This is a genomic window from Clostridium akagii DSM 12554, from assembly GCF_000686725.1.
GTDB classification, from domain to species: domain Bacteria; phylum Bacillota; class Clostridia; order Clostridiales; family Clostridiaceae; genus Clostridium_I; species Clostridium_I akagii.
The window spans coordinates 186,398-198,850 of record NZ_JMLK01000006.1; the positions used below are offsets into that span (position 1 = coordinate 186,398).

Sequence of the window (12,453 nt, forward strand, 5' to 3'; positions counted from 1 at the left end):
ATTAACAGTATGAATAGAATTATTCAAGAAGATATTGATTATATTATTAGTAATAATATTAATTGGTATAAATTTAAAAATAAAACTATACTTATAACAGGGGCTAATGGTTTATTACCATCATATATGGTTTATACTTTGATTAATCTAAATGAAAAAAAAGCTATAAATTGTAAAATTATTGCTATGGTTAGAAGTGAAAAAAAAGGAAAAGAAAAATTTTGTAATTATATGATAAGAAGTGATTTTAAATTAATAGTTAATGATGTATGTGTGCCTATTTCATTAGATGAGAAGGTTGACTATATAATACATGCAGCTAGTCAAGCTAGCCCAATATATTATAATACTGACCCAGTGGGGACAATTAATGCAAATGTAATTGGAACCCATAATATGCTGAATATTGCAGCAAAGAATAAAGTTGAAGGATTTTTATTCTTTAGTAGTGGAGAAGTATATGGCGAAATTGATGAAAAACATATACCTACAAAAGAATGTGATTACGGGTATCTTGATCCAACTAATATAAGGTCTTGCTATGGGGAAAGTAAAAGATTAGGTGAGACGATGTGTGTTTCTTGGTATAAACAATATAAAGTTCCATGCAAGATGGTAAGACCGTTTCATACATATGGACCTGGAATTAAAATTGATGATGGAAGAGTTTTTGCTGATTTTATATATGATATAGTAAACAAAAGAAATATTGTCTTAAAAAGTGAAGGAGAGGACATAAGAACATTTTGCTATATTGCAGATGCAGTAAGTGGATTTTTTACAATACTACTAAAAGGAAAAAATGGAGAGTCATATAATGTTAGCAATGATAAGTGTAGTGTTAGTATAAAGAATTTGGCGGAGTTACTCGTTAGTTTGTATTCAGAAAGAAATTTAAAGGTGGAACATAAATTAAGAGAAAATTCAAGTGGCTATTTAGTTAGCTTAGTTGATAAGTCATATCCAGATATAACAAAAATAAAAGCTTTAGGGTGGAAACCAATATATTCTTTAGAAGAAGGATTTAGAAGAACTATAAGGAGTGTTGAAAATAATGAATAATAAACTTAAAGAATTAAAGAATACATTTATAAAGGGTGAATTAAGCAAAAAAAACTACATAAGAAAAATGCATGAAATGCATAAAAATTTATTTGATTATGTTGAATTTATTAAAGAAACTAATATAAAAAAAATTGAGATTAATTCTAATAACGTTATTATGACAACAAATAAAGATAATATAAAACTTGTTTGTGATAATATAGATGAAAGAATTATACCAATTGAAATGTTGAATTTTGGGGACTATGAGGAAGATATTTTATATATGATAAATAATCTGTTAAAAGATAATTTTACAATTTTCGATATAGGTGCTAACATAGGCTATCATTCGATAAAATATTCTATTCATAATAGAAAATGCAAAATAAATTCTTTTGAACCTATTCCAAAGACATATAATTATTTAACTAAGAATATTGAAATAAATAAGATTAAAAATATTAAAACTTTCAATTTGGCATTTTCAAATTATGATGGAGAAGCTGAATTTTATTACTATCCAGAGGGGTCAGCAAATGCTTCAGCTGTAAATTTAGGTGAAATATATAATATGGAAAAAATAAAATGTAAAGTTGTGAAAATAGATTCATTTGTAAAAGAAAATAATATAAGTGTAGATTTTATAAAATGCGATGTTGAGGGAGGAGAATTATTAACCTTTAAAGGTGGTATTGAAACTTTAGAAAGAGATAAACCAATAATATTTACTGAAATATTAAGAAAATGGAGTGAAAAATTTCATTATGATCCTAATGAAATAATTGAATTATTCAGGAACTTAGGATATAAATGTTTTACTTTGAAGAATAATATGCTAGAAATATTTGAAATTATGACAGAAGATACATTGGATACAAATTTTATTTTTCTTCATGAACAAAAGCATGGAGATGAGATAAATAAATATTTAAAAATTAATTAAAACTCAAATAGTATGTTTAATACATGGAATAATGGGATAAATAAAAAAATTTTAAGGTAAGAAAGTCTTATTAACATGAAGTTAATAACAATAGTGTTGTTAATTATATTTGTAAGTTCACGGATAAACCAATATTTGATGATTTATCTTTTGAGAAAAAGTGTTGTGTGAATGATGAAAAAGATATGGAGGTATAATTTTGCCAACAAACATAAATGGATCATTTATAGATAAAAATATATTAGTTACAGGTCACACAGGATTCAAAGGATCATGGCTTTCCATTTGGTTAATACAACTTGGAGCCAACGTAATAGGATATTCCCATGATCCGTATACTGCAAATGACAATTTTAATGTTTGTAAGCTTTCGGATAAGCTCATAGATGTACGTGGAGATATTAGAGATTCAGAAAAATTAGAACAAGTATTTAATAAGTATAAACCAGAATTTGTGTTTCACCTTGCGGCTCAGGCAATTGTGAGAAAGTCCTATGAAAATCCAAAAGAAACTTATGAAACAAATGTTATGGGAACACTTAATGTGCTTGAAGCAATTAAAAATTGTGAAGCTACAAAAGTAGGAATAATGGTAACAACAGATAAATGTTATGAAAATAAGGAACAACTTATAGGTTATAAAGAAAATGACCCTATGGGTGGATATGATCCATATAGTTCCAGTAAAGGTTGTGCAGAACTTTTAATAACGTCATACAGAAATTCTTTTTTTTATATAAATGATTATTCAAAACATGGAAAAGCTATAGCTTCTGTTAGAGCGGGAAATGTAATTGGAGGAGGGGACTGGTCCTCTGATAGAATAATACCAGATTGTATTAGAGCAATAGAAAATTTCAGCAAAATTAAACTTAGAAATCCTCATTCTGTTAGACCTTGGCAGTTTGTTTTAGAACCACTTAGTGGATACATAAAACTGGCTTCAAAATTATATACTGAAGCTGAAAAGTTTTCTGGGGCTTGGAACTTTGGACCTAATATGTCTTTAAATGCTGAAGTTAAAGACATTGTAAATGTGCTTATCAAAAGCTATGGCAAAGGTGAATGGATAGATGATTCGGAGGTAGATCAGCCTCATGAAGCTAATCTGCTAATGCTGGATTGCACAAAGGCAAAGGAAAAATTAAATTGGCAGCAAGTACTTAATTTACAAGAAACCATAGATATGACGTCTGATTGGTATAAGAATTACAAGAATAATAATATGTATGAATTTTGCTTGAAGCAAATAAATGAATTTACCCAAAAGCAAAGAGTAAAGGTAATGGAGGATTAAATCATATGGAAGACGAAAATTATTATAGAGAGCAAATTAGAAAATATGTTTCTGAGATTTATAAGATTAGAAAAAACAAGGGAAATTTTGTGCCAGGTGAAACGGTAATACCTTTTGCAGGGAGAATCTATGATGAAAAAGAGATAGCATCTCTAGTGGATTCATCCCTAGATTTCTGGCTTACAGCAGGAGAATACGCTAATAAGTTTGAAAAAGCCTTTGCAAAGTTTTGGGGAGTTAAACATTGTTCTCTTGTAAACTCTGGTTCTTCAGCAAATCTTTTAGCCATAACTGCATTAACGTCTCCAAAGCTTGGAGATAAAAGATTGAAAAAAGGTGACGAGGTAATAACTGTTGCTGCAGGTTTTCCAACGACAATAAATCCTATAATTCAAAATGGTCTTATTCCAGTATTTGTTGACGTAGAATTAGGTACATATAATATAGATACAAAAAATTTAGAAAAAGCAGTGTCTCCTAAAACTAGAGCTATAATGTTAGCTCACACTTTGGGAAATCCTTTTAATTTAGATGCTATAATGGAACTAGTACATAAATATGATTTATATCTAATTGAAGATTGTTGTGATGCAGTTGGCGCTGAATTTAGAGGAAAAAAAGTTGGAACCTTTGGACATTTAGCTACTGTAAGTTTTTATCCTGCTCATCATATGACTATGGGCGAAGGTGGAGCAGTACTTACTAATAATCTGGAACTCGAAAAAATAGTTAGGTCTTTTAGAGATTGGGGAAGAGATTGTTATTGTGAACCTGGAATTGATGATACTTGCAAAATGAGATTTAAACGTCAAATGGGACAGCTACCTTATGGTTACGATCATAAATATACATATAGTCATATTGGTTATAATCTTAAAGTTTTAGACTTACAACCAGCAATAGGCCTTGAACAATTAAAAAAACTCCCTGAGTTTATAAGGACTAGAAATAATAATTTTAATCTTTTGCAAACAGCATTAAAAAAGTATAACGAATATTTAATAATTCCAGAAGCTACAGAAAATTCAAGTCCGTCTTGGTTTGGGTTTCCTTTGACTGTTAAAGAAGATGCAGGGTTTACTAGAAGTGAAATTGTGGCATTTTTAGAGCAGAACAAAATTATGACCAGAATGTTATTTGGTGGCAATCTTTTAAGACAACCGGCCTACGAAAATATTGAAAAAAGAGTGATTGGTGAACTTAAAAACACTGATATTATTATGAATAATACATTTTTTATTGGTGTATATCCTGGGATTGACAAAGAGAAAAGAGAGTATATTATTGGTGCTTTTAACAAGTTTTTTGAAAAAACTAAAGATAAACGCAATTAATTCGATAATTAAACAAGTTATTATCTATAAAAAGTAATTTTAGGAGGTGATAAAATGATATTGAATCACAATATTCCATCATTAAATATTTTTACAGCATATCAAAAAGCACTAGCAAGTCAGAGTAAAGCTATGTCGAATATATCATCAGGAATAAAAGTAAATAGTGCAGCTGATAGTCCATATGCCATAGCACAAAATGATCAATTTAATATGCAACTCAGAGGAATGCAAATGGGAGCTAATAATGCGCAAAATTCTGTGAATTTACTTCAAGTTGCTGATGGTGGTCTAGCTGGAATAACGGATACACTGCAGAGAATAAGAACATTGGCAGTTCAAGCAGCTAATGGAACCAATTCATCCCAGGATAAGTCAGATACTCAAGTTGAGATTAGTAATCTTGTTAAAAATATAGATACTTTAGCTAAAGGCACAAATATGAATGGAGTTAGTTTACTAAATACGCCCACAACCACACCGCCAACTACAGTAACTGCTATGATTGGTTCTAATGTTGGAGAAACTATAACAATTCCAACCTATGATCTAACAGCAAGTAAACTTAACCTTTCAGGGATTGATGTATCAACAAATGTTAATGCTACAACAACAATAGCTACAGTTGATGCAGCATTAAAGCAAGTTACTTCAGCTATGAGTAAATATGGTTCTATTGAGACAAGACTTAATGATTATGTGTCAAGTTCTGATGATATAAGTAATCAGGTTCAAGCAGCGGACGGTAATGTTATGGATGCAGATATGGCATCTGAAATGCTAAACTACTCTAAAAGCAGTCTTATGGTTCAAGCTGGGATAGCTATGATGGCACAGACAAATAAATTCCCACAACAAGTATTATCTATATTGCAAAATGTAAAATAAAAATGTCCGCGAGGACATTTTTTATTTATTTGTATAACAATTGTATAATTAAAATTATATTATTGTTATACAAATAAAAATGTTAATAGTCTTTTGTTTCAAATAAATACTACATCCTATATTATAAATGTTATATTAAATACATAATTTGTCATATTTTTTAGGTAATAATCAATTAATTATGAAGTTTTAACTCTAAATTGTGTGAAATTTAAATAAATGCATAAAAAAGTTTCGCTTTATGGAAAAATGATTTATAATTGTAGTTAGAAAGCAAATATATGTAGATAAAAAGATGATTTTATAAGATATATTATAAATTTCCAATACTTAATTCTAAATACTTGATTTGTCACGAATAAATGGATAAATGAATAATGTGAAGTAGCCCATACCAATATCTAAGTTACAAATATGAATTATAGTATTTTTTTGAATTAATCATTAAAAAATCATAAAAACATTGTATAAATATAAACTATATTATATAATATTGGTAACGAAGCAAAAATTTAATGAGATTAAAGAAAAAAATAAAATATTTATAATAAAAAAGAAGGAATTTAATAATAATTGTCTAATTAATGTATAGGGAGATGATTTGATGTCAACAAGTGGTATTTCTCAGAGTGGGTCAACTTATGATTTGATAAAGCAGGCATTAAATGCAAGCAGTACAAGGGGAAATGTTATAGCAGACAATATAGCAAATGTAAACACAGATAATTATAAAGAACATTATGTTACGTTTGAGGATACTCTAAACAATACTATGGATAACATAACGATGAAAAAAAACAATTCTAAACATCTTGATGATGGAAATACATATGGTTCAATTAGTGTTAAACAAGATAACACTACCAGCATGAAAAATGATGGCAATAATGTAGATATAGATTCAGAAATGTCAAATCAAGCAAAAAACACCCTTATGTATCAAGCATTAGCAAATCAAGCTAGTACAAGAATATCTATGGAAAAATACGCCATAACAGGAGGAGGTAACTGATAAATGAATGCTTTTAATTCGTTAAACATTAGTGCCAGCGGTCTATCTGCTGAAAGACTAAGAATGGACACTATTTCTTCTAATATAGCAAATGTAGATACCACTAGAAGTGATACCACTGGCCAGCCTTATAGGAGGAAAATTGCAGTATTTCAAGAGAATTTAGATAAAAGTATAAATCCTAATACAGGACAAGCTGAGGATAATTTAAAAGGTGTGAAAGCAGTAGGAATTGTAGATGACAATTCTCCATTAAAACAAGAGTATGATCCAACAAATCCTGATGCAAATGCAGATGGATATGTGGCTATGCCAAATGTTGATATACTCAATGAAATGGCAGATTTAATATCATCTACTAGGGCATATCAAGCAAATGTCAGTGTAATGGGTGCAGAGAAAAGCATGTTCAGTACAGCATTACAAATTGGAAAATAGGAGTGAAGTCAGTGAATGTTAATCAGTTTATTCCAACTAGCAACATATTATCAAATTCTAGTAATGTTTCGTCAGCCAATGCAAGTAATGACCAGGCAACATCGGGGACTGGTAGTGTTGATTTTTCATCTATATTAAAAGAAAAACTTGGGGCGGTTAACGATAAACAGATAAGCGCAGATAATACAACAACACAGTTTATTGACGGAAAAGACGTGGATATTCATCAGGTAATGCTCTCTACTTCAGAGGCACAGATGTCACTTGACATGGCTGTTCAAGTAAGAAATAAAATTGTTGAGGCATATCAAGAATTAAATAAAACGCAAGTATAGTAGGGAGTGCAAAAGATGAATAAGCTCTTAGAGGGTGTAAAGAATTTAAAGGATAAATGGTTTGGACTAAGTAGAACAAAACAAATTGTTATAGCGATATTAGCAGTAGCAATTATAGCGGCTGCAGCAGTAGCTACAACATCTATAACAAGCACGAAATATGGGGTATTATTTTCAAAAATGGACTCAACTGATGCAACAACTGTGATAGCTAAATTAAAAACCGATAAAATTGCATATAAGGTAGATTCCACTACCAATACGATTTCGGTACCTGAAGCTAATGTAGATGATCTTAGGCTTCAATACGCTACATTAGTAAAAGGGGGTAGCACGGGCTTTGAACTTTTTGATAACAGCAGTAGTCAATTTGGAATGACGGATCAACAGTTTAATGTTCAATATCAAAGGGCACTAGAAGGTGAGATTGAGAGAACAATAAAAAGTTTCCCACAGGTAGCTGATGCCAGAGTTCAACTAGTAATGCCAGATGATTCTGTTTTTGTGAAGGATGCATCTCCTGCTACTGCGTCTGTGTTTTTAAAATTGAATTCAGGTGAAAGTTTATCTACTAGTCAAGTTAAAGCAATTGTTGCATTGATATCTGGTGCAGTAAAAAATTTACCTGCAGCAAATATTCAAGTCGTAGATGATAATATGAAACTTCTAAGCGCTGGACTTAATTCTACTACTGGGGACAATACAGATGTTTCTGCAACCACAGCAGCTAGGAGTGCAGTGGAAGAAAAAGAAGAAACAGAGCTTCAAGAAAAGGTATTAAATCAATTAGAACCAATATATGGCACAAATAATGTTAAGGTTCAAATACATGCAGATATGAATTTTAATGCGGTTCAGCAAGATGCAACAGTAGAAAAGGATCCAGTAGTTATAAGTGAACATGAGACAAATACTGTAACTCCAGGTGGAAACACTGTAGCAAGTGGAAGTCCAGTAAATAATAACAATTCGTCAAATCAAATAGTTAATTCAAATACAACAAGTGGAGCTACAACAAGTACAGATGTAACTAAAAATTATGATACTTCAAAATCAGAAACTAAAACTGTAACAGCACCAGGTGATATAAACAGGCTAACTGTGTCAGTAGTTTTAGATGGAAGAGTGAGTAATACAACACAAACTTCAATTAATAATATTGTTAGCCAAGCAGTTGGAGTAAATCCACAAAGGGGCGATACGGTAAGCATAGAGGGTTTAGCGTTTGATACAAGCTTGCAAAATGCTGCACAGAAAGCGCAAACTGCAATGAATACAGCTCAACAACAACAGCAAAAAAATATTTTCATTAGAAATATTATAATTGGTGCGGTAATTGGAGTTATAGCTATTATAGGATTTATTATTTTCTTAGCAAGGAGAAGGAAAAACAAAGAAGAAATGGATGAAGATGAAGAAGGATTTGATGAACTAATTGGGGATGATGTTGATAAAACTACGCAGATAAAATATCCACCTATCCAATTTGAGCAGAATAGTGAAAAATCACACATGGAAAAAGAAATAAGAACTTATGCTACTAGTAAACCGGAACAGGTAGCTGATGTAGTTAAATCATGGATTTCAGAGGATGAGAGGTGATAGCGCAATGGCTAAAGACGGAAAGTTAACTGGAGTTCAAAAAGCTGCTATACTGTTCATTACTTTGGGACCAGAGGCATCAGCAGGAATTATAAAAAAACTTCCAGAAAGAGAAATACAGAAGATAACTTATGAGATAGCTAATATTACTTCTGTAAAACCTGAGCAAAAAGCAGAAATTTTCAAAGAATTTATTGAAATGAACAAAGCAAAGGAATATTTAAGTGAAGGTGGACTTGATTATGCAAGAGATTTGCTTGGAAAAGCACTTGGGACTCAAAGAGCAAAAGAAATCTTGGATAAAGTGGCAGAAGCAACTGAGCAGTATAGACCATTTGCTATCGCAAGAAAGGCTGATGCACATCAACTTTTAAATGTAATAGGAAATGAACACCCACAAACAATAGCACTAATACTATGTTACCTACAAGCAGATAGAGCTGGACAAATTATGTCGGCTTTACCTGAGGAGCTACAAGGGGAAGTTGCATATAGAATTGCTACAATGAGTAATACTTCACCTATGGTAATTAAAGAAATTGAAAAAGTTTTAAATAGCAAATTATCATCTGTAGTAAGAGCTGATGTAACTGTACTTGGTGGTGTGGAACGAATAGTTGATATATTAAATCAAGTTGACAGAACAACTGAGAAAAATATCACTGAGGGTCTTGAAAAAGAAGATCCAGAATTGGCTGAGAAAGTTAAAGAATCAATGTTTGTATTTGAGGATATTATTACATTGGATGATGTTGCCATTCAAAGGGTTCTTAGAGAAGTTGAAAGCAAAGAATTGGCATTGGCTCTTAAGGGTTGCTCTGATGAAGTTGGTGATGCAGTTTATAGAAATCAATCAAAGAGAGCTGCTGCTTCATTAAAAGAGGATATAGAATTCCTTGGACCTGTAAGACTTATGGATGTTGAAAAAGCACAACAAAAAATTGTTGGCGTAATCAGAAGGTTGGATGAGTCCGGTGAAATAGTACTTTCAAGAGGTGGAGAAGATGCTATTGTCCTCTAAAGTTATTAAGAATACAAAAATAATTCAATATGGTAATAAAGAAATAATTACCGATGGGAACATGGAGTTAAAAGAACAGTCGCTTTCTGATATAGAAGATATATTGAAGCAGAGCGGTGGTGAAATGTTTGAGGGCGTAGATAGAATTGCTAATACAATTATTGAAGACGCCAAAAGAGTAGCAGAAAATTTAAGAAGTAAATCAATAGAAGAGGCACAGGATATTGAAAAAAAAGCATATGAAAAAGGTTTTCAAGAAGGAACACAAGATGGATTTAATAAGGCATATGAAGAGACTGTAGTTAAAGGCAAAATTGAAGTTGAGAATTATAAGTCTTTAGCTGAACTAAATGCTTCTAACTTATTAACTAGTGCAAAAGCGAAGTGTGAAAAATATATTATTGATCAAGAAGAAGCGATTAAAAAATTAGCATTTTCCATAGCTGGTCATATTTTAAATAAAAAAGTTAAAGATGAAGATGGAATTAATGATATGATTTATTCTGCTGTTGAAAAATCAAAAAATAGTGAGCTAATAATTATTAAATGTAGCAAGCTACATTATAATTCAGTTACTGAAGCAGCGGCACTTTGGAAACAACAGCTTCCTGTATCTGGAGAAATAATTGTTATTGAAGACAATTGTTTTGATGATGATAAAGCAACTATTGAGAAAAATAACGGAAAAACTCAAGTTGGAATTGATATTGGTATGGATAAAATCAAAGAAGAACTTTTAAGAAAATGATTTATAGGAGTTATTATTATGATTTCATTAGATTTTGAAGCTTTAATTGAAACGGTTGAAGAATGCAATACATTGTACAATGAAGGTATAGTTAGTAAAATAATTGGACTCACAATAGAAGCGGAAGGAATAAGAGCTTTTGTTGGAGAAGTGTGCAAAATTTATAATGAGTCAAATAAGGTTATAGAATGCGAAGTCGTTGGTTTTAAAGAAAAAAATGTTATTCTAATGCCTCTAGGGGAGCTAGTAGGAATATCACCAGGGTGCAGTGTACTACCTACTGGAAAACAGCTTAGCGTTGCATGTTCAGAAAAATTGTTTGGCAAAGTCCTTGACGGTCTTGGAAAACCATTAGGGGAAGTTAAAGCTTTAGATGGAATTATGTATAATATGAATAGTAGTCCCCCGGATCCTTTAAAGAGGAGAAGGATTGACAGTATTATGCCAACGGGAGTAAGAGCTATTGATGGTTTCTTGACTTGCGGTGAAGGACAAAGAATTGGTATTTTTGCAGGTAGTGGGGTAGGGAAAAGTACAACTCTTGGCATGATAGCAAGAGAAGCTAAAGCTGATGTTAATGTAATAGCACTTATTGGAGAAAGAGGAAGAGAAGTTCGAGATTTTATTGAGAAAGATCTTGGCGAAGAAGGTATGAAAAAATCAATAGTGGTATGTGCTACTTCAGATAAACCAGCTTTAGTTAGAATTAAAGGTGCTTTTACTGCCACAGCTATAGCGGAATATTTTAGAGATCAAGGTAAAAAAGTTATTTTAATGATGGACTCAGTTACAAGATTTGCTATGGCACAAAGAGAAGTAGGTCTTGCCATAGGTGAGCCACCAGCAACTAAGGGCTATACTCCATCTGTTTTTGCAATGTTACCTAAACTCATGGAGAGGTCAGGTATGTCTGATAAAGGATCTATTACAGCGTTTTATACAGTACTTGTGGATGGTGATGATTTTAATGAACCTATTGCAGATGCAGTGAGAGGTATTCTAGATGGACATATAGTTCTTTCTAGAGAGCTTGCTTCGAAAAACCATTATCCAGCCATTGATGTTTTGGCAAGTATAAGTAGACTTATGTCTGAAGTTGCTGATGGTGAACACAAAAAAGCTGCGGGCATTGCTAGAGAACTTTTAGCCACTTATAAAAATTCTGAAGATTTGATAAACCTAGGTGCCTATGCAAGAGGAAGTAATAAGAAGATTGACATTGCAATAAATTATCACGAAAATATTGTTAACTATTTAAAGCAGGGGATTGATGAAAAATCAGAGTTTCAAGAAAGTGTGAATGCTTTAGAAAAAATGTTTAATTGATATTTTGAAAGGGGTGATTTATGAAAAAATTTGATTTTAAGCTTCAAAAACTTTTAGATATAAGATATAACAAAGAGGAAGAGAGTAAACTGAATTTTAGCAAGGCACAAGATGATAAAACTAATGCAGAAGAAAATCTAGATAAACTAAATATGAATTATAGTAAATATAGTGAAACTAGAATGCATGGAAATGTTGTTCAGCAGAAAACAACTCAATTTTATTTAAACTCTCTTGCTACGTGTATAGATGAGGCTATCTCAGAACTTGAAAAGAAAAAAATGATATTAGAAGAAAAAAGACAAGATTTAAAGCAAAAACAGGTCGATAGAAAAACTGTTGATATTCTTAAAGATAAACAAATGGATAAATATACAAAAGAGGTAAATGCTATAGAACAGAGGAATAATGATGAATTTGCTCTATATGGGTACATAAGAAATACTGCTGAAAGGGGGTGAG

Annotated in this window: 13 protein-coding genes; all 13 read left to right on the top strand. The window is 31.4% G+C overall.

Annotated features, from left to right (window positions below):
- Window positions 1-9 precede the first annotated feature (9 nt).
- The gene (locus BR66_RS0100990; RefSeq protein ID WP_026881240.1) at window positions 10-1,062 is read left to right on the top strand and encodes an NAD-dependent epimerase/dehydratase family protein; all 1,053 of its coding nucleotides are present in this window, start codon (window positions 10-12) and stop codon (window positions 1,060-1,062) included.
- A complete protein-coding gene (locus BR66_RS24650) occupies window positions 1,055-1,990 on the top strand; it encodes an FkbM family methyltransferase (protein WP_026881241.1) in 936 nt (311 codons plus the stop codon). Before BR66_RS0100990 ends, BR66_RS24650 begins: the two co-directional genes overlap by 8 nt.
- A 199-nt stretch (window positions 1,991-2,189) precedes the next feature.
- Window positions 2,190-3,287 carry a CDP-glucose 4,6-dehydratase gene (gene rfbG / locus BR66_RS0101000; protein WP_026881242.1) on the top strand — a complete coding sequence of 366 codons (1,098 nt, stop codon included), beginning with the start codon at window positions 2,190-2,192 and terminating at the stop codon, window positions 3,285-3,287.
- 5 nt (window positions 3,288-3,292) lie between these two features.
- Window positions 3,293-4,621 carry a lipopolysaccharide biosynthesis protein RfbH gene (gene rfbH / locus BR66_RS0101005; RefSeq protein ID WP_026881243.1) on the top strand — a complete coding sequence of 443 codons (1,329 nt, stop codon included), beginning with the start codon at window positions 3,293-3,295 and terminating at the stop codon, window positions 4,619-4,621.
- 54 nt (window positions 4,622-4,675) lie between these two features.
- The gene (locus tag BR66_RS0101010; RefSeq protein WP_026881244.1) at window positions 4,676-5,509 is read left to right on the top strand and encodes a flagellin N-terminal helical domain-containing protein; all 834 of its coding nucleotides are present in this window, start codon (window positions 4,676-4,678) and stop codon (window positions 5,507-5,509) included.
- A 604-nt stretch (window positions 5,510-6,113) separates the two neighbouring features.
- A complete protein-coding gene (gene flgB, locus BR66_RS0101015; protein ID WP_026881245.1) occupies window positions 6,114-6,521 on the top strand; it encodes a flagellar basal body rod protein FlgB in 408 nt (135 codons plus the stop codon).
- A gap of 3 nt (window positions 6,522-6,524) precedes the next feature.
- Entirely contained in the window at window positions 6,525-6,959 is a 435-nt protein-coding gene (gene flgC / locus BR66_RS0101020; RefSeq protein WP_026881246.1) for a flagellar basal body rod protein FlgC, read from the top strand.
- A gap of 44 nt (window positions 6,960-7,003) precedes the next feature.
- Window positions 7,004-7,294 (top strand): flagellar hook-basal body complex protein FliE, encoded by a 291-nt coding sequence (gene fliE, locus BR66_RS0101025; RefSeq protein ID WP_423219373.1) that lies wholly within the window; start codon window positions 7,004-7,006, stop codon window positions 7,292-7,294.
- 15 nt (window positions 7,295-7,309) lie between these two features.
- Window positions 7,310-8,896, top strand: a complete 1,587-nt coding sequence (gene fliF / locus BR66_RS0101030) for a flagellar basal-body MS-ring/collar protein FliF (RefSeq protein WP_026881248.1) — start codon at window positions 7,310-7,312, stop codon at window positions 8,894-8,896.
- A 7-nt stretch (window positions 8,897-8,903) separates the two neighbouring features.
- Complete coding sequence (fliG, locus tag BR66_RS0101035; RefSeq protein ID WP_026881249.1) at window positions 8,904-9,917, top strand: flagellar motor switch protein FliG; 1,014 nt, start codon at window positions 8,904-8,906, stop codon at window positions 9,915-9,917.
- The gene (locus BR66_RS0101040) at window positions 9,901-10,665 is read left to right on the top strand and encodes a FliH/SctL family protein (RefSeq protein ID WP_026881250.1); all 765 of its coding nucleotides are present in this window, start codon (window positions 9,901-9,903) and stop codon (window positions 10,663-10,665) included. The genes fliG and BR66_RS0101040 overlap by 17 nt, the downstream gene beginning before the upstream one ends.
- Window positions 10,666-10,683: 18 nt before the next feature.
- The gene (fliI, locus tag BR66_RS0101045; RefSeq protein WP_035795122.1) at window positions 10,684-11,991 is read left to right on the top strand and encodes a flagellar protein export ATPase FliI; all 1,308 of its coding nucleotides are present in this window, start codon (window positions 10,684-10,686) and stop codon (window positions 11,989-11,991) included.
- Between the two features lie 20 nt (window positions 11,992-12,011).
- Window positions 12,012-12,452: a flagellar export protein FliJ gene (gene fliJ / locus BR66_RS0101050; RefSeq protein ID WP_026881252.1), complete on the top strand. Its 441-nt coding sequence runs from the start codon at window positions 12,012-12,014 to the stop codon at window positions 12,450-12,452.
- Window position 12,453 lies beyond the last annotated feature (1 nt).

What these genes read in the sequence shown, in the direction of transcription:
- BR66_RS0100990 (WP_026881240.1), top strand. Translation starts at nt 10, where the DNA reads ATGAATAGAATTATTCAAGAAGATATTGATTATATTATTAGTAATAAT.
- BR66_RS24650 (WP_026881241.1), top strand. Translation starts at nt 1,055, where the DNA reads ATGAATAATAAACTTAAAGAATTAAAGAATACATTTATAAAGGGTGAA.
- rfbH (WP_026881243.1), top strand. Translation starts at nt 3,293, where the DNA reads ATGGAAGACGAAAATTATTATAGAGAGCAAATTAGAAAATATGTTTCT.
- BR66_RS0101010 (WP_026881244.1), top strand. Translation starts at nt 4,676, where the DNA reads ATGATATTGAATCACAATATTCCATCATTAAATATTTTTACAGCATAT.
- flgB (WP_026881245.1), top strand. Translation starts at nt 6,114, where the DNA reads ATGTCAACAAGTGGTATTTCTCAGAGTGGGTCAACTTATGATTTGATA.
- flgC (WP_026881246.1), top strand. Translation starts at nt 6,525, where the DNA reads ATGAATGCTTTTAATTCGTTAAACATTAGTGCCAGCGGTCTATCTGCT.
- fliF (WP_026881248.1), top strand. Translation starts at nt 7,310, where the DNA reads ATGAATAAGCTCTTAGAGGGTGTAAAGAATTTAAAGGATAAATGGTTT.
- fliG (WP_026881249.1), top strand. Translation starts at nt 8,904, where the DNA reads ATGGCTAAAGACGGAAAGTTAACTGGAGTTCAAAAAGCTGCTATACTG.
- BR66_RS0101040 (WP_026881250.1), top strand. Translation starts at nt 9,901, where the DNA reads ATGCTATTGTCCTCTAAAGTTATTAAGAATACAAAAATAATTCAATAT.
- fliI (WP_035795122.1), top strand. Translation starts at nt 10,684, where the DNA reads ATGATTTCATTAGATTTTGAAGCTTTAATTGAAACGGTTGAAGAATGC.
- fliJ (WP_026881252.1), top strand. Translation starts at nt 12,012, where the DNA reads ATGAAAAAATTTGATTTTAAGCTTCAAAAACTTTTAGATATAAGATAT.